The sequence below is a fragment of the Streptomyces sp. NPDC051561 genome (assembly GCF_044454195.1).
GTDB lineage: Bacteria > Actinomycetota > Actinomycetes > Streptomycetales > Streptomycetaceae > Streptomyces.
Map to the genome: position 1 here is coordinate 33,672 of NZ_JBITDM010000014.1, position 21,810 is coordinate 55,481.

Annotated in this window: 21 protein-coding genes and 1 pseudogene; 9 read left to right on the top strand and 13 right to left on the bottom strand. The window is 71.0% G+C overall.

Translation table 11 applies throughout. The features are described from left to right. Positions 1-37: 37 nt before the first annotated feature. Positions 38-736 (bottom strand): copper homeostasis protein CutC, encoded by a 699-nt coding sequence (locus ACIA73_RS26985; protein ID WP_399441327.1) that lies wholly within the window; start codon positions 734-736, stop codon positions 38-40. Positions 737-1,005: 269 nt separating this feature from the next. Between ACIA73_RS26985 and ACIA73_RS26990 the strand changes: the two genes are divergently transcribed. Beyond that, positions 1,006-3,288 carry a heavy metal translocating P-type ATPase gene (locus tag ACIA73_RS26990; RefSeq protein WP_399441328.1) on the top strand — a complete coding sequence of 761 codons (2,283 nt, stop codon included), beginning with the start codon at positions 1,006-1,008 and terminating at the stop codon, positions 3,286-3,288. 94 nt (positions 3,289-3,382) lie between these two features. Here the strand turns inward: ACIA73_RS26990 and ACIA73_RS26995 are convergent, their stop codons facing one another. After that, positions 3,383-4,066 (bottom strand): maleylpyruvate isomerase family mycothiol-dependent enzyme, encoded by a 684-nt coding sequence (locus ACIA73_RS26995; protein WP_399441329.1) that lies wholly within the window; start codon positions 4,064-4,066, stop codon positions 3,383-3,385. 20 nt (positions 4,067-4,086) lie between these two features. After that, on the bottom strand, positions 4,087-4,914 hold the full coding sequence (locus tag ACIA73_RS27000) for an oxidoreductase (protein WP_399441330.1): 828 nt from the start codon (positions 4,912-4,914) through the stop codon (positions 4,087-4,089). A gap of 119 nt (positions 4,915-5,033) precedes the next feature. Between ACIA73_RS27000 and ACIA73_RS27005 the strand changes: the two genes are divergently transcribed. Next, positions 5,034-5,954, top strand: a complete 921-nt coding sequence (locus ACIA73_RS27005) for a LysR family transcriptional regulator (RefSeq protein ID WP_399441331.1) — start codon at positions 5,034-5,036, stop codon at positions 5,952-5,954. A 4-nt stretch (positions 5,955-5,958) separates the two neighbouring features. Next, complete coding sequence (locus tag ACIA73_RS27010; RefSeq protein WP_399441332.1) at positions 5,959-6,720, top strand: hypothetical protein; 762 nt, start codon at positions 5,959-5,961, stop codon at positions 6,718-6,720. A 19-nt stretch (positions 6,721-6,739) separates the two neighbouring features. On the opposite strand, the gene ACIA73_RS27015 is transcribed toward ACIA73_RS27010, so the two are convergent. Together ACIA73_RS27015 and ACIA73_RS27020 are read right to left on the bottom strand one after the other, a co-directional pair. After that, entirely contained in the window at positions 6,740-7,141 is a 402-nt protein-coding gene (locus ACIA73_RS27015; RefSeq protein ID WP_399441333.1) for a VOC family protein, read from the bottom strand. Between the two features lie 43 nt (positions 7,142-7,184). Beyond that, a complete protein-coding gene (locus ACIA73_RS27020) occupies positions 7,185-7,457 on the bottom strand; it encodes a hypothetical protein (protein ID WP_399441334.1) in 273 nt (90 codons plus the stop codon). Between the two features lie 237 nt (positions 7,458-7,694). Between ACIA73_RS27020 and ACIA73_RS27025 the strand changes: the two genes are divergently transcribed. Then, positions 7,695-8,912, top strand: a complete 1,218-nt coding sequence (locus ACIA73_RS27025; RefSeq protein WP_399441499.1) for a Cmx/CmrA family chloramphenicol efflux MFS transporter — start codon at positions 7,695-7,697, stop codon at positions 8,910-8,912. Between the two features lie 243 nt (positions 8,913-9,155). After that, the gene (locus ACIA73_RS27030) at positions 9,156-9,965 is read left to right on the top strand and encodes a DUF4232 domain-containing protein (RefSeq protein ID WP_399441335.1); all 810 of its coding nucleotides are present in this window, start codon (positions 9,156-9,158) and stop codon (positions 9,963-9,965) included. 41 nt (positions 9,966-10,006) lie between these two features. Here the strand turns inward: ACIA73_RS27030 and ACIA73_RS27035 are convergent, their stop codons facing one another. The 3 genes and pseudogenes from ACIA73_RS27035 to ACIA73_RS27045 form a co-directional block, all read right to left on the bottom strand. After that, complete coding sequence (locus tag ACIA73_RS27035; RefSeq protein WP_399441500.1) at positions 10,007-10,267, bottom strand: LAETG motif-containing sortase-dependent surface protein; 261 nt, start codon at positions 10,265-10,267, stop codon at positions 10,007-10,009. Further along, positions 10,267-11,065: pseudogene (locus ACIA73_RS27040) on the bottom strand (S1 family peptidase); the annotation flags it as partial. The pseudogene ACIA73_RS27040 and the gene ACIA73_RS27035, both read right to left, overlap by 1 nt. Before the next feature lie 194 nt (positions 11,066-11,259). Next, entirely contained in the window at positions 11,260-12,489 is a 1,230-nt protein-coding gene (locus ACIA73_RS27045) for a serine hydrolase domain-containing protein (RefSeq protein ID WP_399441336.1), read from the bottom strand. A gap of 287 nt (positions 12,490-12,776) precedes the next feature. Between ACIA73_RS27045 and ACIA73_RS27050 the strand changes: the two genes are divergently transcribed. Then, positions 12,777-13,502 carry a helix-turn-helix domain-containing protein gene (locus tag ACIA73_RS27050; RefSeq protein ID WP_399441337.1) on the top strand — a complete coding sequence of 242 codons (726 nt, stop codon included), beginning with the start codon at positions 12,777-12,779 and terminating at the stop codon, positions 13,500-13,502. Positions 13,503-13,542: 40 nt separating this feature from the next. Here ACIA73_RS27050 and ACIA73_RS27055 read toward each other — a convergent pair whose 3' ends face one another. Both ACIA73_RS27055 and ACIA73_RS27060 read right to left on the bottom strand, forming a co-directional pair. Next, entirely contained in the window at positions 13,543-13,836 is a 294-nt protein-coding gene (locus tag ACIA73_RS27055) for a DUF4031 domain-containing protein (protein ID WP_399441338.1), read from the bottom strand. After that, positions 13,821-14,195 (bottom strand): hypothetical protein, encoded by a 375-nt coding sequence (locus ACIA73_RS27060; protein ID WP_399441339.1) that lies wholly within the window; start codon positions 14,193-14,195, stop codon positions 13,821-13,823. Before ACIA73_RS27060 ends, ACIA73_RS27055 begins: the two co-directional genes overlap by 16 nt. Positions 14,196-14,424: 229 nt before the next feature. Here ACIA73_RS27060 and ACIA73_RS27065 point away from each other — a divergent pair, with 229 nt between their 5' ends. Genes ACIA73_RS27065 through ACIA73_RS27075 form a run of 3 tightly spaced genes read left to right on the top strand, consistent with a single transcriptional unit; the run spans position 14,425 to position 17,913 of the window. Continuing rightward, positions 14,425-15,288 (top strand): MurR/RpiR family transcriptional regulator, encoded by an 864-nt coding sequence (locus ACIA73_RS27065; protein ID WP_399441501.1) that lies wholly within the window; start codon positions 14,425-14,427, stop codon positions 15,286-15,288. 46 nt (positions 15,289-15,334) lie between these two features. Beyond that, positions 15,335-16,282 carry an N-acetylmuramic acid 6-phosphate etherase gene (murQ, locus tag ACIA73_RS27070; RefSeq protein ID WP_399441340.1) on the top strand — a complete coding sequence of 316 codons (948 nt, stop codon included), beginning with the start codon at positions 15,335-15,337 and terminating at the stop codon, positions 16,280-16,282. Positions 16,283-16,329: 47 nt separating this feature from the next. Then, positions 16,330-17,913 (top strand): PTS transporter subunit EIIC, encoded by a 1,584-nt coding sequence (locus ACIA73_RS27075; RefSeq protein WP_399441341.1) that lies wholly within the window; start codon positions 16,330-16,332, stop codon positions 17,911-17,913. A gap of 103 nt (positions 17,914-18,016) precedes the next feature. On the opposite strand, the gene ACIA73_RS27080 is transcribed toward ACIA73_RS27075, so the two are convergent. The 3 genes from ACIA73_RS27080 to ACIA73_RS27090 form a co-directional block, all read right to left on the bottom strand. Continuing rightward, entirely contained in the window at positions 18,017-19,177 is a 1,161-nt protein-coding gene (locus ACIA73_RS27080; RefSeq protein WP_399441342.1) for an NADH:flavin oxidoreductase, read from the bottom strand. 217 nt (positions 19,178-19,394) lie between these two features. Further along, positions 19,395-21,017: a chaperonin GroEL gene (groL, locus tag ACIA73_RS27085; protein WP_399441343.1), complete on the bottom strand. Its 1,623-nt coding sequence runs from the start codon at positions 21,015-21,017 to the stop codon at positions 19,395-19,397. A 335-nt stretch (positions 21,018-21,352) separates the two neighbouring features. Next, positions 21,353-21,556, bottom strand: coding sequence for a cold-shock protein (locus ACIA73_RS27090; RefSeq protein ID WP_005315736.1), 204 nt, complete (start codon positions 21,554-21,556; stop codon positions 21,353-21,355). Between the last annotated feature and the right edge of the window lie 254 nt (positions 21,557-21,810).

Sequence of the window (21,810 nt, forward strand, 5' to 3'; positions counted from 1 at the left end):
CCGTTCTTGCTGGTCACGGCCGCGCGGCCGTGCTCCCTCAGGCGTCCAGCATGGCCCTCCACTCGCCCACCGCGCGTGCCGAAACCGGTTGTGCCCAGCCCTCCGGGCGAGCCGCGCCCCCGATGTGGAACGCGTTGATCCCGCCCGCGCGCAGCATCGGCAGGTGGTCCAGCCTCAGCCCGCCACCGACCAGGACCTGCGGCTCGTACCCCGGCTCCCCGGCCCTCGCCGCCTCGGTGAGCAGCGTCGACAGCCCGGCGTCGACACCCTCCGCCGCTCCGGCCGTCAAATACGTGTCCAGCCCCGGCAGGTCCGCCAACGACTTCCGCAGCGCGTCCCGGTCCGCCGCCCGGTCGATGGCCCGGTGGAACGTCCACCGGCACCCCTCCAGTTCCGCCGCCAGCCGCTCCACCGTGACCAGGTCCGCGGTGCCGTCCGTGTCCAGGAAGCCCAGGACGAACTCGTCCGCACCCTCGGCCCGCAGCGCCCGCGCGTCCGCGACCAGCGCGTCCACGTCCCCGGGGGTCCCGGCGGAGAAGCCGTCCGCCGCCCGCAGCATCACGCGCAGTGGAATGTCCACGGCGGCGCGGATCGCGGCGAAGGTCTCGCGGGGCGGGGTCAGCCCGTCCGCGGCCATGTCGGTGACCAGTTCGAGCCGGTCGGCACCGCCGGACTGGGCCGCGACCGCGTCCTCGGCACTGAGGGCGATCACCTCCAGGACTGCACGCTCACTCATGGGGTTCCGTTTCCTTCGCCGTAGATCGCCATAGATCTCGCCTGGTCTAGTCCAATATCAAGACTAGTTCCCCTACGTCTGGGGCGCACCACCCCCGCGCCGGGTGCGATCAACCACGCCTCTTCCGAAAATACCCCCAGGGGGTATCTGCGAACGCTTGCATCCCATAGGGCAGGGGGGTATACATGAACCCATCAGCCGATACCCCTAGGGGGTAAGCCGGCACCCGCACGAAGCCAAACCGGCCCGTCACCTCAAGGGGAGTGGTCATGACCGTCAAAACACCGGCACCGACACCGGCGGCACCCGCGCCCGCCCGTGTCGAACTCGCCATCGGCGGCATGACCTGCGCCTCCTGCGCCGCCCGGATCGAGAAGAAGCTCAACCGGATGGACGGCGTCGAGGCGACCGTCAACTACGCCACCGAGAAGGCGAGGATCGAGTACGACCGCGAGAACACCGAGGTCGCCGACCTGATCGCCACCGTCGTGAAGACCGGTTACACCGCCAAGGAGCCGGCTCCCGTCCAGCAGGAGAACCCGGCCGGCCAGGACGCGGAGGAACCCGCCGACCCCGCCCTCACCTCGCTCCGCCAGCGCCTCCTCACCGCCACCGTCCTCGCCGTCCCGGTGATCGCGATGGCGATGGTCCCGGCCCTCCAGTTCGAGTACTGGCAGTGGCTGTCGCTCACGCTGGCCGCGCCGGTCGTGACGTACGCCGCCTGGCCCTTCCACAAGGCGGCCTTCACCAATGCCCGGCACGGCGCCGCGACCATGGACACCCTGATCTCGGTCGGCACCTCGGCCGCGTTCCTCTGGTCGCTGTGGGCGCTGTTCTTCGGTACGGCGGGCACGCCCGGCATGACGCACCCCTTCGAGCTGACCATCGCCCGCAGCGACGGCGCCGGGAACATCTACCTGGAGGCGGCGGCCGGAGTCACCGCGTTCATCCTGGCGGGGCGCTACTTCGAGGCCCGGTCGAAGCGGAAGGCGGGGGCCGCCCTCAAGGCCCTGCTGCACCTGGGCGCGAAGGACGTCACCCTCGTACGCGGCGACGGCGCCGAAGTCACCGTCCCCATCGGCGAGTTGAAGACCGGCGACCGCTTCCTGGTACGGCCCGGCGAGAAGATCGCCACCGACGGGAAGGTCGTGGAGGGCTCCTCGGCCGTCGACGCGTCGATGCTGACCGGTGAGTCCGTGCCGGTCGAGGTGGCCGTGGGCGACAGCGTCACCGGTGCCACCCTCAACGCGGGCGGGCGTCTCGTGGTGGAGGCCACCCGGGTCGGGTCGGACACCCAGCTCGCCCGGATGGCCAAACTGGTCGAGGACGCCCAGAACGGTAAGGCAGCAGCTCAGCGGCTCGCGGACCGGATCTCCGCGGTCTTCGTCCCGATCGTCATCGCGCTCGCCCTCGGCACGCTGGGGTTCTGGCTCGGAAGCGGGGCCGGGCTGACCGCCTCCTTCACCGCCGCCGTGGCCGTACTGATCATCGCCTGCCCCTGCGCCCTGGGCCTCGCCACTCCGACCGCTCTCATGGTCGGCACGGGCCGCGGCGCCCAGCTCGGCATCCTGATCAAGGGCCCGGAGGTCCTGGAGAGCACCCGCAAGGTCGACACGATCGTCCTCGACAAGACCGGCACCGTCACCACCGGCAGGATGACCCTGCTCTCCGTGCACCCGGCGGACGGCGTCGAGGAGTCCGAAGTCCTGCGTCTGGCAGGTGCGTTGGAGAACGCGTCCGAGCACCCGATCGCCCAGGCCGTCGCCGCCGGAGCGGTCGCGAAGACCGGCAAGCTCCCCACCCCCGAGGACTTCGCGAACCTCCCCGGCCTGGGGGTCCAGGGCATCGTGGAGGGCCACGCGGTCCTGGTCGGCCGCACCAGGCTCCTCGCCGATTGGTCCATGGCCCTTCCCGCCGGGCTGGAACGCGTCCGGGCGGACGCCGAGGCGGCCGGACGTACCGCCATCGCCGTCGCATGGGACGGCGAGGCCCGCGCCGTTCTCACCGTCGCCGACGCGGTCAAGGACACCAGCCCGGAGGCCATCCGCCGGCTCAAGGCGCTCGGCCTGACGCCGATCCTGCTCACCGGTGACAACACGGCGGTCGCCGAGTCCGTCGCCGCCGAGGTCGGCATCGACAAGGTGATCGCGGAGGTCATGCCCGAGGACAAGGTCGACGTGATCAAGTCCCTTCAGGCGGAGGGCCGTTCGGTCGCCATGGTGGGCGACGGCGTCAACGACGCGGCGGCACTGGCCCAGGCGGATCTGGGGCTGGCCATGGGCACCGGGACGGACGCGGCCATCGAGGCCGGTGACCTGACTCTGGTACGGGGAGACCTGCGGGCCGCAGCCGACGCCATCCGCCTCTCCCGCAGGACCCTCGGCACCATCAAGTCCAACCTCTTCTGGGCCTTCGCCTACAACGTCGGAGCCCTGCCGCTGGCGGCGATGGGCCTGCTCAACCCGATGATCGCGGGCGCGGCCATGGCCTTCTCCTCGGTCTTCGTCGTGGGCAACAGCCTGCGCCTGAGGAGGTTCAAGGCGGCTTCCTGACATGGGAGTTCGCGACAGTGCGGGGCGGCTCCCGGGACCACTTCGGTCCCGGGAGCCGCCCCTTCCGTACCCCTGGTCAAACCCGTCCGTACCCCTAGTCGAAGAAGACCAGCTCCGCCTCCTTCACCCCGGCCAGCCGGTACCGCGTCCCGGTCAACGGCCGCCCCGAGAACAACCGCATCAGCGTCGGCACGTCCCCGGCATACCTCGCGCACTCCCCCTCCCCGCCCAACCGCACCGTCTCCCCCAGATCGGTCAACTCCGCTTGCAGCGCGGGAAACTTGCGTACGTACGTCAGCCTGGCCAGCAACTCCACCGCGGGCCGGGCGCCGGGCCCCCCATACGCCCCATCCACCCCCCACGCCTCCCGCACATCCCCCGTATGCGTCCACTCCCCCAGTGCGATCCCGTCCAGCGCCCCGTCCTCCCAGGCGCCCATCACCGCCCCCGCCTCCCGGTACCCCCGCTCCAGCTCGTCGAGCAGCGCGCCCACCGGCCACCCCGCACGCTCCGCGATGTCACGGTCGTTGGACTCCGGGGAGAAGACCCCCTTCCCGTACCGCACCTCCAGGACCCGGTTCAGCGCCGCCGAGCAGTGCGCGACCACATGCCGCACCGACCACCCCGGACAGCAGGTCCGTATCGCGAAGTCCTCGTCCGTCGCCCTTGACCTCAACAGGTCGAGGAACGGCCCCAGTTCGGAGTGCAGCAACCTCTCCGGCAGCCCCGCGTCACGCACCGCCCCCGGAACCCCCGCACCCTCTTCATGTGTCGTCATACGCGCCAACCTAGAGCCACTCACTCCTCGATCGCCGTGTCCCGCGCCACCTTTTCCCAAGCCCGCACCTCGTCCCGCACCCCGTCCAGGTGCCCGAGCACGGCATCGACCGCGTCCGGGCCCAACGGCAGCCGCAACGGCGTCACTTGAGCGTCCAGCGCCGCCAGGATCGCGCCCGCCGCCTTCGCCGGGTCGCCGGGCTGGACCCCGTTGCTCCCCTCGATCATCCGCCGGGTCGCCCCGACGCTCTCCGCGTACGCCGCCGTCTCACCGCTCGCGCTGAACCCGCCGAACAGGCCCGTTCTGAAGGACCCCGGCTCGACGACCAGCACCTTGATCCCGTACGGCGCGACCTCGTCGGCGAGCGCCTCGCTCATCCCCTCCAGGGCGAACTTGGTGGCGCTGTACGCCCCGAAGCCGGCGAAGGACATCTGCCCGCCCATGCTGCTGAGCTGCACTATCGCCCCGGAGCGGCGCTCACGCATGTGCGGGAGTACGGCGCGGACCAGGGCGGCCGGGCCGAAGAAGTGCACCTCGAAGAGGGAGCGCAGTTCCGCGTCGCCGGTCTCCTCCACGGCGCCGACGTGGGTGCGACCGGCGTTGTTGACCAGGACGTCGATCCGGCCGTGCCGGTCGATGACATCGGCCACCGCCGGGTCGATGCCCGCGATGTCGGTGACATCGAGGTGGGCCGCCTCGACCTGTCCGGGGTGGGCGGCGACCAGTTCGTCCAGGGTTCCGGTACGGCGGGCGGTGGCGACGACCGTGTCGCCCGCTGCCACCGCGGCCTCGGTGATCGCGCGCCCGAAGCCGCTGCCCGCACCGGTGATCAGCCAGACCTTGCTCATGAGGTGATTCCTTCTCGTCGCTCGTGGGGCGGTCCCGCCGTCGGGCCCGCTCGCCGTGAAAACGATGCTCGGCCAACCCGGCGTACCGCGTCCAAGACTCTTCGTGATAGCCATCGGTTATGCACTCCCCCGTCGATGCCCACACCCGCGATCTGCGCTATTTCCTGGCCGTGGCACGGGAGTTGAGTTTCACCGGAGCCGCCGAGTCGCTCTACATCTCACAACCGGCCCTGAGCAAACAGATACGCCAGCTCGAACGCACGCTGGGCGTGCAGCTGTTCACCCGCGACCGCCGCGAGGTGGCGCTCACCCCGGCGGGCGAAACCCTCGTTCCGTACGCCGAACAGACACTCACCCAATGGCAGTTGGGGATCTCCGCACTGGAGGCGCTGCGCACCTCGGCGGCCTCGCTGCTGCGCATCGGCATGAGCACCAGCCCGGGCCGTGGCGGCATGCTCCCGGCGATCCGTTCGCGCTTCACCGCCGAGCACCCCACGACCACGCTGTCCCTGCACCAGGTCGACTGGTCCGACGCGTCGGCGGGGCTGGCGGACGGCACGAGCGACGTGGCGTTCGTCTGGCTGCCGCTGCCGGACCAGTCGCGCTTCGCCCATCTGACGCTCGCGGAGGATCCCCGGCTGGTCGCACTGCCCGCCGCCCACCCCCTGGCGGACCGCGCCCGGGTGGACTTCGCCGAACTCCTCGACGAGCCCTTCCTCGCGCTGCCCCCCTCAGCCGGTCCGCTGCGCGACTACTGGCTGGCCACGGACGCCCGGCGCGGCACACCGCCGAAGATCGGTGCCGTGGTGGCGAGCCCCGACGAGACGTACGAGGCACTGGTCGCGGGCCAGGGCGTGGTGCTGGTGGCCACCGGAAACGCCCCGCTGCTGCTGCGTGGCGACGTGGTGACCGTCCCCGTGCACGGCATCACCCCGTCCTGCTTCGCGCTGGCCTGGCGCAAGGACGACGTCCGTCCGCTGGTACGGGCGTACATACGGGCGGCCCGGGATTCGCGGGGCGCCCGCGGCGCGGCACACTAGCCGCATGACGAGCCGCATGACGACGCCGCACGACGAGGCGGCACTGCTCCGCCGGTGGAACACCACCATCGAGACCCTCCGCCGGCCCCCGGCCGCGGGCACGGGCGCGGGCGCGGCACACGCGGAGGCCACGGCGGCGGGCACGGAGGTCGCGGCGGTCACGGCGGTCGCAGCGGCGCCGTCACCCCCGGCCGCCGACCCTGCCCCGTACGCGGCGAATCTGCTTACCCGCTGGTCGGAGCCCCAGCGGCACTACCACACCGTCACCCACCTCGCCGCGGTCCTCGCGCACCTGGACACCCTGGCCGGCCACGCCGCCGACCCGGACCTGGTGCGCCTCGCCGCCTGGTTCCACGACGCGGTCTACCTTCCCGACCGGGACACCAACGAGGACCGGTCCGCCCGTCTCGCCGAGCGCGCGCTGCCGGAGCTGGGCCTGAGCGCCGACGCCACCGCCGAGGTGGCCCGGCTGGTGCGGCTGACCGTCACCCACGACCCGGACCCCGAGGACACCAACGGCGAGGCCCTCTGCGACGCCGACCTGGCGATCCTGGCCGCACCCCCGGAGGCGTACGCCGCCTACGCGTCCGCGGTCCGTGCCGAGTACGCCTTCGTCCCCGACCCCGATTTCCGCACGGGCCGCGCCGCCGTACTGACCCACCTCCTCGCCCTCCCGCGCCTGTTCCGCACCCCGTACGGCGCCAAGCACTGGGAGGACGCGGCCCGCCGCAACCTCACCACGGAGCTGGGCCTGCTCACGCCGTGATCCCCCCTCGCCCGCCCCCTCATCCCTCCATTGCGGCCCGCTCCCCCGCACTGCGCAGCACACAGAACTCGTTGCCCTCCGGGTCGGCGAAGACCACCCAGCCCCCGCCGTCGGGCTTGCGCCGGTCGTCGAGCAGGGTGGCGCCGAGGCCGAGGTAGCGGTCCACCTCGTCGTCCCGCCGCTCATCGGGCCGGAGGCAGAGGTGGACCGGGTTCTTCACGGTCTTCGAGGCCGCGCCGCCCTTACGCTCCGGCACCTCGGCGAAGTACAGGTTCATGCCGGTGGGCAGCGGAATGCTGACGGCTTCGTCGCCGGGCCGGTCACCCTCGTCCACCGGGTGCCCGAGAACCTCGCTCCAGAAGGTGGCCAGCGCGTACGCGTCCCCACAGTCGATCGCCACATTGAACACACTCGCGCTCATCGGTACACCCTTCGAAGAAGTAGGACGCTCTCGCGCGAGTGTCCTACTCCTTCGAGGCACCCCCCATCACCGGCCCCACCACCGGCCCTCCCGCCCGACCCACCACCGGCCCCGCCTCCCGCAGCGCCGAGGCCAGCAGCTGAGCCGTCCGTACGTCGCACCGCCCCAGGTCGATGAGCGGCGCGGGCACGTCACGGGCGCACGAAGCAGGGTCGAGCGCGAGCGACGGGAGCTGCAGCCCGATCCCGGCGAGAGCGGCTCCCAGGGCCCGGATCGCTTCTTCGGCGGCGCGGATGTCGGATTCCGTAGTCGTCATGATCCATATCTCTACCGTCCGTATGGCGCTTATGCATCAAGGGAGTTGAAAGCATCGCCAAGTGGCTGATTTGGGCGATCGACCAGTACGGGAATGGCAGTGTTCGGCAGCTTGTTGAACACTGCTATGCCCTCCTCCGATCAGCCGCCCGCCCATCCGCGCCCCACGCAGACCCCACCGGCCTCGCTGACCCCATCAGCCTCACAGGCCCCGAAGGCCCCGCAGACCCGCGCGCGTATGCCGCTCGCGGTCTACATGCTCGGTCTCGCCGTCTTCGCACTCGGCACCAGTGAGTTCATGCTCTCCGGGCTGCTGCCGCCGATAGCCGCCGACATGGACGTCTCCATCCCGCAGGCCGGGCTGCTGATCTCCGCCTTCGCGATCGGCATGGTGATCGGAGCCCCGCTCCTCGCGGTGGCCACGCTGCGCCTCCCCCGCCGCACCACCCTGATCGCCCTGATCACGGTCTTCGGTCTCGGCCAGGTAGCAGGCGCGCTCGCCCCCACCTACGAGCTCCTCTTCGCCTCCCGCGTGATCAGCGCCTTCGCCTGCGCGGGCTTCTGGGCGGTCGGCGCGGCCGTCGCGATCGCCATGGTCCCGGTCACCTCCCGGGCCCGCGCGATGGCGGTCATGATCGGCGGTCTGAGCATCGCCAACGTCCTCGGTGTCCCGGTCGGCGCCTTCCTCGGCGAGAACCTCGGCTGGCGCTCGGCGTTCTGGGCGGTCGGCGCGGCCTCCGCGGTCGCCCTCGTGGGCGTCGTCACCCTGATCCCCCGGATCCCCCTGCCCGCCGAACGGCCGCAGCTCAAGCGCGAGTTGAGCATCTACCGCGACCGCCAGGTGCTGGTCTCGGTCGCCATCACCGCGCTCGCCGCCGGTGGTGTCTTCTGCGCCTTCTCCTACCTCTCCCCGCTCCTCACGGACGTGGCGGGGCTGGACTCCCAGTGGGTTCCCTGGGTCCTCGGCCTCTTCGGTGTCGGCGCCCTGGTCGGGACCACCGTCGGCGGCATGGTCGCCGACGCCCGCCCCTTCGGCGTCCTGATCGGCGGCATCAGCGCCTCCACGGTGCTGCTCGTCGCCCTGGCCCTCTTCGGCTCCACCGCCGCGGTCGCCGTCACGCTCTCCTTCGCCCTGGGCTTCTCCGCCTTCTTCACCGCCCCGGCCCTCAACGCCCGCATGTTCAACGTCGCGGGCGCCGCCCCCACCCTGGCCGGCGCCACCACCACCGCCGCCTTCAACCTCGGCAACACGGGTGGCCCCTGGCTCGGCGGCACCACCATCGACGCGGGCTGGGGCTTCCTCTCCACCGCCTGGGCGGGCGCCTCGATGACCGTCGTCGCCGTCGCCCTCACCCTCCTCGCACTCCGCTGGCAACGCACCGACACCACCTCCCGCCTGATCGCCTCCTCCCCCCTGCCGAAGCAGACCCCCCACCAGGACCTCGCGCACCAGTAGCCCCCCTCCCCCTCGCGTACACCGCGGCCCCCGCCCCACCCCTGGGACGGGGGCCGCTCCCTGTCCCGCCGCCGACGGCCCCCTTGCCCGACGGAGTCGCACCCCACCCATCGCCCACCACTTCCGTAACCCTCGCCCCATCGCCCCCGCTCCTCCCCACATCCACACCACATTTGTGCGATAGGCAGAGGCCCGCACCTCGTCCCACCCACGCACCAGCCCCCGCTCAACCCCAGGAGCACCATGCGCCGCCTCCGCCGTACCGCCCCACTCTTCGCCACCGTTCTGGCGGCAGGCCTCACCGCGACCGCCTGCGGCAGCACCTCCGACAAGGCGACCGGCACCCCCGCCCCACCGGCCTCCTCCGCCCCTTCCCACGCCCCCTCCGCGCCCGGCGGAGCGGCGGACTCGGGCGGAATCGGCGGCGGCGGCATCGCGGCGTCCGCCCCCTGCAAGACCTCCGGCCTCACCTTCGCGGTCGCCCCGGGCAGCGGCACCCAGCAGGAAGACGGCCGGTCCGGCGACCGGACCGACGCTCAGGACGACGTCCAGCACGAGGTCGTCATCAACCTCACCAACAAATCCACCGCCCCCTGCACCCTGAACGGCTACCCGGGCGTGGACCTGGTCGGCGCCCCCACCGACACCCTCCCCGACGGCACCTGGTCCCTCGCCCGCGAGACCACCAGCAAGCCCCGCTCCACCACCCTCCAGCCGAAGGCCACCGCCTCCTTCTCCCTCACCTACCTCCCGTACTCGGCCCAGGGCAACGCCCCCGAGTCCGAGCTCCGCGCCACCAAGCTGGTCATCACCCCGCCCAACGAGACCCACAGCGCCACCCTCCCCTGGGAGTTCGGCCCGGTCCTCCTCCAGGACGGCGCCACCCACCCCGGCACGCACGTGGGCCCCATCGGCCCCATGAAGAAGCCCCGCAAGAAGAGTTCCGCCACCTCGCCCAAGCGCCCCTCCGCCTCCAGCCCCAAGCAGCCCGGCCCGCCCCCGGCGGCCAAGCCCGCAAAGCCCGCAAAGCCCGCCAAGCGCAAGAGCCGTTGACGCCGGACGGGCCACCAGCAGGCTGAGAGGCGGCCGGCCCCTCAGCCGGAGTGACGTGCCCTGCGCCGACGCAGTCCGACGACAGTTCCCCCACCCGCGAGAACGAGCCCGGCAGCGACCCCGGCCAGCACCGGAGCATGATCACCAGCACCGGTCTCGGCAAGGTCGGCCCCCGAACCGGAGCCGGAGTCCGGGCCGGAAGCGGAACCGGACCCCGAACCGGAACCGGCCCCAGCACCCGCACCCGCACCCGCACCCGCACCCGCACCCGCACGACCCTCCGCCACGGCATTGCTCTTCATCGTCCTCGCCACCCACCCCGCGTGAGCGGGCACGCTGGCATACACCCCCGGCCCCTGCGAACACGGCACGCCCGGGGCGCCGGGGCCCGAGGTGACGCCGATCAGCTCCCAGCGCCCGCCCCTCCCCTTCTTCACCTGCGGGCCGCCGGAGTCGCCGAAGCACGCCATGGCCTTGGGCACGGTACTGACGGTGCACAGCCGGGCAGCGTCGGCGAAGCCGGGCGCACACTCAAGGACGCCGGCCCTACGGGTGTTCAGCTCCTGCAACCGCTCCGCGAACTTGAACGCGCCGTCAACGGTGGTGCCGAACCCGAGCAGCCGGGTCGCGGTGCCGGGCCGCCCCGCGTCCGCCGCGATCGCGACCGGCTTCTGGCGGACCGGCCGGTCCAGCCGGATCAGCGCGATGTCGTCCTTGTTGGAGGTCTTGCCCTCCCCGTTGGCATAGCCGGGATGGACCAGGATCCGGTCGATCCCGCGCACGGTGCCACCGGACTTCCGGTGGTCGCTGCCGATCCGTACGGTTCCCTCCAGCTCGATCTCACCCTTCACGCAGTGAGCCGCCGTCACCACCCACTGCCGGTCGATCAGCGACCCTCCGCAGGTGCCGTCGAGAATTCCGTTCTTCGGTGAGGACTCCGGGATCGTCACCATGAACGGATAACTCTCGCTGGAATCACTCCCATTGACGATCGCACCGGCACTGCCGGCCATGAGGGTGACACAGGCGGCAGCCGCGAGAGTACCGACGGCAACGGTGCGTGCCGTACGACGGCGCGACGACTTCTTCAGACTGAACACGGAAGGTCCTCTTGTTCGGGATTTCGTACGTGCTCAGCCTGTGCAACCGTGATCCTTTCCTCCATCCGGACAGCCCGCCGAAGCCCGGTGTCCCCAGACACACAAATAACCCTGGGGGTATCCCTACCTCGGTTCGCCCCCCCCGGAGGCGGGCCCTCCGCCGTGCCCGCCACCTCCGGCCCCCGGGCCCCGTCTCAGTCCTCGATCGCCTGGTACACCGTCGTCCAGAAGTCGTGGAACGCGCGGGCCGAGTCGGGGGTCGTCATGCCGACCTGGGTGAGGAGGATGCCGGTCAGGTCGTTGGAGGGGTCGGAGTAGGTGGACGTGCCCGCGCCGCCGTCCCAGCCGAACTGGCCGACGGGGGCGTAGTCGCCGCGATAGGTGCGGACGGCCATGCCCATGCCCCAGCCGCCGTGCTGGCCCTGGCCGAAGGAGATGTGGACGTTGTTGACCGCCATGGCGTGACGGGCGGCCTGTACCTCGGGGGTGAGTCGGTTGGTGGTCATCAGCTCCACGGCGGGGCGGGAGAGGATGCGTTCGCCCTCGTGCACGCCGCCGTTGAGGAGCATCCGGAAGTACGCGTGGTAGTCGTCGGCGGTGGAGACCAGGCCACCGCCGCCGCCCTGGAAGGTCGGGGGCACGTTCCAGCGGCCGCCCTTGGCCTCGTCCCAGACGTGGAACTCGCCGGTCTGCGCGTCGGGGGCGTAGAGCGTCGGCAGCCGGTCGATCTTCTCGTCGGGTACGTGGAAGCCGGTGTCGACCATGCCCAGCGGGCCGAAGACGCGCTCGCTCAGGTACTCCCCGTACGTCTTGCCGGTGACCCGGGAGACGAGGACGCCGATCAGGTCGTCGCTGATCTGGTACTGCCAGCGCTCGCCGGGCTGGTGCATCAGGGGCAGGGTGCCGAGGCGGCGTATCCACTCGTCCGGGCCGGGCATCGGGGTGGGGAGGTTGGGGGTGAGGCCCTGCTCGAAGATCGCGTTCAGGATCGGGGTGCCCAGCGCGGTCATATCCATGCCGAGGCCGAAGGTGGAGGTGAGCAGGTCGCGGACGGTGATCGGGCGGCGGGCGGGGACGGTCTCGTCCAGCGGGCCGTCGATGCTCTTGAGGACCTGACGGTCGGCGAGTTCGGGCAGCCACTGCTCGACCAGGTCGTCGAGGCGGATCCGGCAGTCGTCGACCAGGGTCAGAGCGGCCGACATCGCGACCGGCTTGGAGGTCGACGCCATCCGGAAGATGGTGTCGCGGCGCATCGGGGCGCCGCCCTCGTGGTGCAGGGTGCCGAGTGCCTCGACGTGGGTTTCGCCGCCCCGGCTGACGAGTGCGACCAGCCCGGGGATCTTCCCGGAGTCGACGTGCCCGGCCAGCACGTCGCGCATCTTGCGCAGCCCGGTCTCCGAGAAACCGCCGTTGCCCTTGCTCATGATGAAGCTCCTTGATCGACGACCGCCGAGGCGGGCGCAGGCTGTTCGGGAATCACTGAACGAGTAGGAAGCTACATTGCGTTTACCAATCCCGCAACGCACTTTGACGCGCGAATTTGCGGAATTACAGGGTTAGTTGGCTTAGCATTGCAATGAAAATGGAGGTGAACGCAAAGACGCGTCGACCCGTATTGCAATGGGACTTCAGGCGCTTGCATACTGCCGAGGAGGGCATACGCTCCCGAACCCGGATGTCCGGTACGTCGACCGAGAGGGGACCGGCAGTCATGCCAGGAGGCAGGCTCACCGGCGAGGACCGCCGGCAGATCGCCGAAGGGCTCGCCGAAGGGCTCGGATACGCGGAGATCGGGCGGCAGTTGGGGCGCCCCGCCTCGACCGTGATGCGGGAGGTCACCCGTAACGGAGGAACCGGGGGCTACGCCGCGAGCCGGGCCGAGCAGGCCACCCGGCACCGCGCCCGCCGCGCCAAGCAGCCCGCCGGCCGGCCCGCCGCCCCACCGGCCCCCGACCCGGGCCACGGCCGCGACCCCGAAGCGGTGCGGGGCTTCACCGAGTCGTACACCGAAATTCTCGTCCTCCAGGGGCTCCCCCGGATGATGGCCCGGGTGATGGCCTGCCTCTACATCACCGACACCGGCACCCTCACCGCCGCCGATCTCGTCCAGCGGCTGCGGATCAGCCCGGCGTCCGTCTCACACGCCGTCACCTTCCTCGAACAGCAGGGCATGCTCCGGCGGGAACGGGCCCCCGGCGTGCGGCGCGAGCACTACGCCGTCGACGACGACTTCTGGTTCCGGTCCCTCCTCGCGGCCACGCGGACGAACGACGCCCTGGTCGCCGAGTCGCAGCGCGGGGCCGACATCCTCGGGGCCACCACCCCGGCGGGTGCCCGCTTCGTGACCGCCGCCGAACTCCTCGCCCTGATGAACGAGTCCCTCCGCAGCACCATGGAGCGCTATCGGGAGCTTCTGGACGCCAGGAAGCAGGAGTAGGGGACGGGGGTGGGCTGCGAGTGGGAGCGGGGACCCCGTGTCAGCCGCCCTGCGCCGTCGCCCCCGGCGCCCCGCCGCCGAACTTCCTTCGCCGCAGGCCCGCCCCGGTGATCCTCCGCACCAGTTCCTTGCTGCCGATCTCCACGGCTCCCGCCGCCACCGCGTCCCCGTAGCGCTCCGCGGGGACGTCGTAGTGGTCCCGTTCGAAGGCTCGCGGCGGGCAGCCGATGCCCGCCGCGAAGGCGTGCAGTTCGTCGTAGGAGACGTCGCTCACCAGGTGCGACCACATCCGGCCGTGGCCGGGCCAGGTCGGCGGGTCTATGTAGACGGCCATGAGGTCAGACCCCCGACCGGCGCCACCACCACCACCTGCTTGGTGCACACCCAGTGCGGGTCGACGCCCAGTTCCGGCTCGACCTCCAGGGCGTGCGGGTCCTCGCACACCGGGCACAGCGGCCAGCGGCCGTACTCCTCCAGGAGGGCGTCCTGGACGTCCTGGGCGATCAGGCCGGTGACGAAGTCGACGCCCTCGGGCCACTGCTCGACCCACCACCTGCGGTGCGCCACCGCGTCCTCGACGAGGGAGACGATCTGGGCCTCGGCCACGTCGCGGGCTGTGAGGTCGGTCATCACCAGGGCGCGGGCGGTGTGCAGGGCCTGCTCAAGGCGGCCGGTGGGATCGGTGTGGTCCATGCGTTCCATTGTCCCGCGACCGGCGCGACCCGGTGGAACCCGGTGAAGCCGTGACTTTGGGCCCCTTGACCGAACCCCGCTCTGAAAATACCTTTCAGATGTGAGCAAAGTAGTGAAGGAAACTTCCAGTCGCGCCCCGGCCCAGGCCCCGGCCCAGGCCCAGGCTCCTGCCCCGGCCCAGGCCCAGGCCCCGGCTCCTGCCCCGGTCCAGGCCCCGGCTCCCGCCGCCCTGGCCGCCAAGGTCCGCACCCTCGCCCCCTCCATGACCCGCTCCATGCAGCGCGTCGCCGAGGCCGTCGCGGGTGATCCGGCGGGCTGTGCCGCGCTCACCGTGACCGGTCTCGCCGAGCTCACCGGGACGAGCGAGGCAACCGTCGTACGGACCTCACGCCTCCTGGGGTACCCCGGCTACCGCGACCTCCGCCTCGCCCTCGCCGGCCTCGCCGCACACCAGCAGTCGGGGGCCGCCCCGGCCGTCACCGCCGACATCGCGGTCGACGACCCGATCGGGGACGTCGTCGCCAAGCTCGCCCACGACGAGCAGCAGACCCTCGCCGACACGGCGGCCGGCCTGGACACCGTGCAACTAGGCGCCGCGGTCAACGCCCTGGTCGCCGCCCGCCGCGTCGACATCTACGGCGTCGGCGCCTCCTCCCTGGTCGGCATGGACCTCGCCCAGAAACTCCTGCGGATCGGCGTCATCGCGCACTCGCACACCGACCCGCACCTGGCCGTCACCAACGCCGTCCAGCTCCGCGCGGGCGACGTGGCGATCGCGATCACCCACTCCGGCGGCACCACCGACGTCATCGAACCCCTCCGGGTCGCCTTCGAGCACGGTGCCACCACGATCGCGATCACCGGCCGGCCCGGCGCCCCGGTCACCCAGTACGCCGACCACATACTCACCACCTCCACCGCCCGCGAGAGCGAGCTGCGCCCGGCCGCGATGTCCAGCCGGACCAGCCAACTCCTGGTGGTGGACTGCCTGTTCGTGGGGGTGGCGCAGCGGACCTACGACCGTGCGGCCCCCGCCCTGGCCGCCTCGTACGAGGCCCTGGCCCACCGCCACGACGCCCGCAGCTCCCGCTGACCACCCCCTCCCCCGTACCGCCGGAAACCAGAGAAAGCCGCGCCACATGACCACCACCGACCCCACCTACGGCGAACTCCGCTCGCAGCTCGCCACCCTCACCACCGAGGCCTTCCGCCCCGAACTCGCCGAGATCGATCAGCTCCCCACCGCGGAACTGGCCGCCCTGATGAACGGCGAGGACGCCACCGTCCCCGCCGCCGTCGCCGCCCGGCTCCCGCAGATCGCCGCCACCATCGACGGCATCGCGGAGCGGATGGCTCGCGGCGGCCGGCTGATCTACGCGGGCGCCGGTACGGCGGGACGCCTCGGCGTGCTGGACGCCAGCGAGTGCCCGCCCACCTTCAACACCGACCCCTCCGAGGTCGTCGGCCTGATCGCGGGCGGCCCCTCCGCCATGGTGAAGGCGGTGGAGGGCGCCGAGGACAGCAAGGAGCTGGCCCGGGAGGACCTGGACGCGCTGAAGCTGGGCCCGGACGACTCGGTGATCGGCATCTCCGCCTCCGGCCGCACCCCGTACGCCATCGGCGCCGTCGAGCACGCCCGCAGCCTGGGCGCACTGACCGCCGGTCTGTCCTGCAACGCGGACAGCGCCCTGGCGGCCGCCGCCGAGCACGGCATCGAGGTCGTCGTGGGCCCCGAACTCCTCACCGGCTCCACCCGGTTGAAGGCCGGCACCGCCCAGAAGCTCGTCCTCAACATGATCTCGACGATCGTGATGATCCGGCTCGGCAAGACGTACGGAAACCTCATGGTGGACGTCCGCGCCTCCAACGAGAAGCTGCGCGCCCGCTCCCGCCGCATCGTCGGCCTCGCCACCGGCGCGGCCGACACCGAGATCGAGGCCGCCCTCGCCGCCACCGACGGGGAGGTGAAGAGCGCCATCCTGGTGATCCTCGGCAGCGTCGAGGGCCCCACCGCCACGGCCCTGCTCGACGAAGCGCAAGGCCACCTCCGCGCCGCCCTGGCGGCGGCTCGCACCACCACCCCGTAACTCCGAGGGAATCCCCCCCCCCCCCCCGCACAGCAAGGCCACGCACCATGAGCACCACGGAAAACAAGAACCGCGCCACCGCCGCCGCGCTCCTTCCGCTCGTCGGAGGCGCAGACAACGTCGCATCGGTGGTCCACTGCATGACCCGGCTCCGGCTGGGTCTGCGCGACCGCACGCTCGTCCAGGACGAGGCACTGAAGGCGCTGCCCGCCGTGATGGGCGTGGTCGAGGACGACACGTACCAGATCGTCCTCGGTCCCGGCACGGTCGCCCGGGTCACCCCCGAGTTCGAGAAGCTGGTGGAGGAGCAGCGCGGCAGCACCCCGCGGCCCGGTGCGGACTCCGGCGCCGACCCCGGTACGGACACCGGCTCCGCCGAGGAACTGGCCGCTCAGGGTGCCGCCATCAAGGCCGCGCAGAAGGCCAGGAACGCCACCCCGTTCAAGCTCTTCCTGCGCAAGGTCGCCAACATCTTCGTCCCGCTGATCCCGGCCCTGATCGGCTGCGGCATCATCGCCGGACTCAACGGCCTGCTGATCAACCTGGGCTGGCTGCCGGGCGTCACCCCGGCGCTCGCCGCCATCGCCTCCGGCTTCATGGCGCTGATCGCGGTCTTCGTCGGCTTCAACACCGCCAAGGAGTTCGGCGGCACGCCGATCCTGGGCGGTGCGGTCGCCGCCATCATCGTCTTCCCGGGCGTCGCCAAGGTGGACGCCTTCGGCCAGACCCTCTCGCCCGGACAGGGCGGTGTGCTCGGCGCACTGGCCGCCGCCGTCCTCGCGGTCCACGTCGAGAAGTGGTGCCGCAATGGGGTCTCCCCTGGTCGAGCGAAGTCGAGAGCTTGGGGAAGGGTACCGGAGTCGCTGGACGTGCTGGTCACTCCCACCCTGACCGTGCTGATCTCCGGGCTGGTCACCATCTTCGGCCTGATGTTCGTCGCGGGTGAGATCTCCACCGCGATCGGCACCGGCGCCAACTGGCTGCTCGACAACACCGGCGCGTTCGCCGGACTGGTCCTCGGCGGCCTCTTCCTCCCGCTGGTGATGCTCGGCCTGCACCAGGCCCTCATCCCCATCCACACCACCCTGATCGAGCAGCAGGGCTTCACCGTCCTGCTCCCGATCCTCGCCATGGCGGGTGCGGGCCAGGTCGGCTGCGCGATCGCGGTCTACCTGCGACTCAAGCGGAACAAGTCGATCCGTACGACCATCAAGTCCGCCCTCCCGGCCGGTTTCCTGGGCGTCGGCGAGCCGCTGATCTACGGTGTCTCGCTCCCGCTCGGCCGCCCCTTCATCACGGCCTGTGCGGGCGGTGCGGCGGGCGGTGCGTTCGTCGGACTCTTCTCGATGCTCGGTGACAAGGTCGGCTCCACGGCCATCGGCCCGTCCGGCTGGGCCCTCTTCCCGCTCCTCCAGGGCAACCACGGCCTGGGCACCACCGTCGCCATCTACGCGGGCGGCCTGCTGGTCGGGTACGCGGTCGGCTTCCTCGCCACGTACTACTTCGGCTTCACCAAGTCGATGCTGGTGGAGCTGAACGCACCGGCCGATACGGAACCGGTCGCCTCCGGCGGGGTGACCGAGCCCGCACCCGACGGCACCGACGCGGCGAAGCAGCCCGCGGGGGTCTGAGCCGCGGCACCCGCGGCGAAAGGGCCGGGGCCGGAGGGATCGTGCATCCCTCCGGCCCCGGCCCTTCGCGGCTGTTCCGCCGTCTGCCGTCTGCCGTCAGCCGTCAGCTGAGCGTCTTGAGCGCCGACGCCGCGTCGTACGCGTTCAGCTCGTCGAAGCGGCCGTCCAGCACCTTGGCCGCCCACTGGGGGTCCTGGAGCAGCGCCCGGCCGATCGCGACCATGTCGAACTCGTCGTTCTCGAAGCGGTCCAGGAGGTTGTCGATGTTGCCGGCCTCGGCGCCCTTGCCCGCGAAGGAGTGCAGAAAGTCGCCGCCGTCGAGGCCGACCGAGCCGACCGTGAGGGTGGGCTTGCCGGTGATCTTCTTTGTCCAGCCCGCCAGGTTCAGGTCCGAGCCCTCGAACTCCGGCAGCCAGTAGCGGCGCGTGGAGGCGTGGAAGGCGTCGACGCCGGCGTCGGCCAGCGGGGTGAGGAGGGCGGCGAGCTCCTCGGGGGTCTCGGCGAGGCGGGCGTCGTACGCCTGCTGCTTCCACTGGGAGTAGCGGAAGAGGACGGGGAAGTCCGGGGAGACGGCCTTGCGGACCGCCGCCACGATCTCCACGGCGAACTTCGCGCGGGCCACCGGGTCGCCGCCGTACGCGTCCGTGCGGCGGTTGGTGCCCTCCCAGAGGAACTGGTCGACCAGGTAGCCGTGCGCGCCGTGCAGTTCGACGCCGTCGAAGCCGAGCCGCTCGGCGTCCGCGGCGGCCTGGGCGAACGCCGCGACGACGTCGTCGAGGTCCTGCTGGGTCATCGACTTGCCGGTGACCTCGGAGTCGGGGGTGTTCACACCGGAGGGGCCGACCGGCGGGGCGTCCGCGAAGGGCGGCTGACCGGCCTCGCGCACCATGCCGATGTGCCACAGCTGCGGCATGATCGTGCCGCCCGCCGCGTGCACGGCGTCCGCGACCTTCTTCCAGCCCGCCAGCTGCTCCTCGCCGTGGAAACGCGGGACGCTGTCGCTCTGCCCCGCCGAGTCGTGGCCGACGTAGGTGCCCTCGGTGATGATCAGGCCGACGCCCGCGGCGGCCCGGCGCGCGTAGTACGAGACCACGTCATCGGTGGGGATGCCGCCCGGGGAGAACATCCGGGTCATCGGCGCCATGGCGATCCGGTTGGGGACGGTGAGGCCGTTGATACGGACCGGGCGGGACAGGATGCCGGCGGCGCGGTGTGCGGAGGGCGTGGGGGTCGCGGGCGCGGGGTTCGCGGGCGTGGCTGACACAAGGGCTCCTTGTACGGGACATGGGGGCATGGAGATATGTGCGTATGCATGGAGTGCAACCGGCCCGCGGCTGAGCGCATTCCATTTCCCCCGGCAGCCACCGTGTGATCCCGGATACCCCTGCGGCCGGCACCCGGATACGCCCGAGGGCGGCACCCCCCTCGCAGGGGGTGCCGCCCTCGGTCCGTACAGCTGACGCGAACTGCTGAGCCGTGGCTCAGAAGTCCATGTCACCGCCCGGCATGCCACCCGGGGCGGCCGCGCCGGCCTTCTCGGGCTTGTCGGCGATGACGGCCTCGGTGGTGAGGAAGAGCGCGGCGATGGAGGCCGCGTTCTGCAGCGCGGAGCGCGTGACCTTCGCCGGGTCCAGGATGCCCTCGGCGATCATGTCGACGTACTCGCCGGTCGCGGCGTTCAGGCCGTGACCGATCGGCAGGTTGCGGACCTTCTCGACGACGACGCCACCCTCAAGGCCACCGTTGACGGCGATCTGCTTGAGCGGGGCCTCCAGCGCGAGCTTCACGGCGTTGGCGCCGGTTGCCTCGTCGCCGGTGAGCTCCAGCTTGTCGAAGACGGCCGAGGCCTGGAGGAGGGCGACGCCACCACCGGCGACGATGCCCTCTTCGACGGCGGCCTTCGCGTTGCGAACGGCGTCCTCGATGCGGTGCTTGCGCTCCTTGAGCTCGACCTCGGTGGCGGCACCGGCCTTGATGACGGCCACGCCGCCGGCCAGCTTCGCCAGGCGCTCCTGGAGCTTCTCGCGGTCGTAGTCCGAGTCGCTGTTCTCGATCTCGGCGCGGATCTGGTTGACGCGACCGGCAACCTGCTCGCTCTCGCCGGCACCGTCGACGATGGTCGTCTCGTCCTTGGTGATGACGACCTTGCGGGCGCGGCCGAGCAGGTCGAGACCGGCGTTCTCCAGCTTGAGGCCGACCTCCTCGGAGATGACCGTGCCGCCCGTGAGGATGGCGATGTCGTTCAGCATCGCCTTGCGGCGGTCACCGAAGCCCGGGGCCTTGACGGCGACGGACTTGAAGGTGCCACGGATCTTGTTGACGACCAGGGTGGAGAGCGCCTCGCCCTCGACGTCCTCGGCGATGATCAGCAGCGGCTTGCCGGACTGCATGACCTTCTCCAGCAGCGGAAGGAGGTCCTTCACGTTGCCGATCTTCGAGTTGACGATGAGGATGTACGGGTCCTCAAGGGCCGACTCCATGCGCTCCATGTCGGTCGCGAAGTACGCCGAGATGTAGCCCTTGTCGAAGCGCATGCCCTCGGTGAGCTCAAGCTCCAGGCCGAAGGTCTGCGACTCCTCGACCGTGATGACGCCTTCCTTGCCGACCTTGTCCATCGCCTCGGCGATGAGCTCGCCGATCTGGGTGTCGGCGGCGGAGATGGAGGCGGTCGAGGCGATCTGCTCCTTGGTCTCGACCTCCTTCGCCTGCTCCAGGAGGGCGCCGGAGACGGCCTCGACGGCCTTCTCGATGCCGCGCTTCAGCGCCATCGGGTTGGCACCCGCGGCGACGTTACGGAGGCCCTCGCGGACCAGCGCCTGCGCGAGGACGGTCGCGGTGGTCGTACCGTCACCGGCGACGTCGTCCGTCTTCTTCGCGACCTCCTTGACGAGCTCGGCGCCGATCTTCTCGTAAGGGTCCTCCAGCTCGATCTCCTTGGCGATCGAGACGCCGTCGTTGGTGATCGTGGGGGCGCCCCACTTCTTCTCAAGGACGACGTTGCGGCCCTTGGGGCCAAGGGTGACCTTGACGGCGTCGGCGAGCTGGTTCATGCCACGCTCGAGGCCGCGCCGGGCCTCCTCGTCGAACGCGATGATCTTGGCCATGTGAAGTGGTCCTCCCACGGGGTGGATTTCTCCGGACCGGGGGATCGGTGCCCGCGACGGACGGCTTCGCGATGCCCGGGATTCCTTACCCCGACACCTCTCGGCCTCACCGAACCTGGTCCAAGTTCTGTCACTCTCACTGGGAGAGTGCTAACGCCAATGATTAGCACTCGGCATAGGAGAGTGCAAGCGGCTACCACAGATCGCGGGGGCCGGCACCCACCGTGGGCCAAACGCACCAAGGGCCCGTACCCCTGATGACGGGATACGAGCCCTAGGCGCGTGAGTGCCGAATAAGTCGCTGAAGTGTGCGTCGGTGGCCGATCGCGCCGAGATCAGACGGCGAGCTTGACCATGTCCGCCTGCGGACCCTTCTGGCCCTGCGAGATCTCGAACTCGACTCGCTGACCTTCTTCAAGGGTGCGGTAACCGTCCATCTGGATCGCGCTGTAGTGGACGAAAACATCCGCACCACCGTCGACCGCGATGAAGCCGTACCCCTTCTCCGCGTTGAACCACTTGACGGTGCCCTGAGCCATGCCTAACTCCCCTATTACTGGCCCTTGCGCGAGGCCGCACTTCGCGACCCCGGGTCAGACCCCACCCGCCGACAGGAACGCGGTGAGTGTGCGCCGTAGCGCGTCGACCGCGGCTGAATGTATCCGCCCAACTGCCCTCTGCAACAGGTCAATTGGACGAGAATTCTGGGCACACCTGAACACCCGGAACGGTCAACTGACGTTATTCCGGGGCAAGTCGGGCCGGACATAGAGTGCGCTTCGGCGACAAAAGG

Bases quoted from the DNA above. Each gene is read 5' to 3' on its own strand.
- ACIA73_RS26985 (WP_399441327.1), bottom strand. From the start codon at position 736: ATGAGTGAGCGTGCAGTCCTGGAGGTGATCGCCCTCAGTGCCGAGGAC.
- ACIA73_RS26990 (WP_399441328.1), top strand. From the start codon at position 1,006: ATGACCGTCAAAACACCGGCACCGACACCGGCGGCACCCGCGCCCGCC.
- ACIA73_RS26995 (WP_399441329.1), bottom strand. From the start codon at position 4,066: ATGACGACACATGAAGAGGGTGCGGGGGTTCCGGGGGCGGTGCGTGAC.
- ACIA73_RS27000 (WP_399441330.1), bottom strand. From the start codon at position 4,914: ATGAGCAAGGTCTGGCTGATCACCGGTGCGGGCAGCGGCTTCGGGCGC.
- ACIA73_RS27005 (WP_399441331.1), top strand. From the start codon at position 5,034: ATGCACTCCCCCGTCGATGCCCACACCCGCGATCTGCGCTATTTCCTG.
- ACIA73_RS27010 (WP_399441332.1), top strand. From the start codon at position 5,959: ATGACGAGCCGCATGACGACGCCGCACGACGAGGCGGCACTGCTCCGC.
- ACIA73_RS27015 (WP_399441333.1), bottom strand. From the start codon at position 7,141: ATGAGCGCGAGTGTGTTCAATGTGGCGATCGACTGTGGGGACGCGTAC.
- ACIA73_RS27020 (WP_399441334.1), bottom strand. From the start codon at position 7,457: ATGACGACTACGGAATCCGACATCCGCGCCGCCGAAGAAGCGATCCGG.
- ACIA73_RS27025 (WP_399441499.1), top strand. From the start codon at position 7,695: ATGCCGCTCGCGGTCTACATGCTCGGTCTCGCCGTCTTCGCACTCGGC.
- ACIA73_RS27030 (WP_399441335.1), top strand. From the start codon at position 9,156: ATGCGCCGCCTCCGCCGTACCGCCCCACTCTTCGCCACCGTTCTGGCG.
- ACIA73_RS27035 (WP_399441500.1), bottom strand. From the start codon at position 10,267: ATGAAGAGCAATGCCGTGGCGGAGGGTCGTGCGGGTGCGGGTGCGGGT.
- ACIA73_RS27045 (WP_399441336.1), bottom strand. From the start codon at position 12,489: ATGAGCAAGGGCAACGGCGGTTTCTCGGAGACCGGGCTGCGCAAGATG.
- ACIA73_RS27050 (WP_399441337.1), top strand. From the start codon at position 12,777: ATGCCAGGAGGCAGGCTCACCGGCGAGGACCGCCGGCAGATCGCCGAA.
- ACIA73_RS27055 (WP_399441338.1), bottom strand. From the start codon at position 13,836: ATGGCCGTCTACATAGACCCGCCGACCTGGCCCGGCCACGGCCGGATG.
- ACIA73_RS27060 (WP_399441339.1), bottom strand. From the start codon at position 14,195: ATGGACCACACCGATCCCACCGGCCGCCTTGAGCAGGCCCTGCACACC.
- murQ (WP_399441340.1), top strand. From the start codon at position 15,335: ATGACCACCACCGACCCCACCTACGGCGAACTCCGCTCGCAGCTCGCC.
- ACIA73_RS27075 (WP_399441341.1), top strand. From the start codon at position 16,330: ATGAGCACCACGGAAAACAAGAACCGCGCCACCGCCGCCGCGCTCCTT.
- groL (WP_399441343.1), bottom strand. From the start codon at position 21,017: ATGGCCAAGATCATCGCGTTCGACGAGGAGGCCCGGCGCGGCCTCGAG.
- ACIA73_RS27090 (WP_005315736.1), bottom strand. From the start codon at position 21,556: ATGGCTCAGGGCACCGTCAAGTGGTTCAACGCGGAGAAGGGGTACGGC.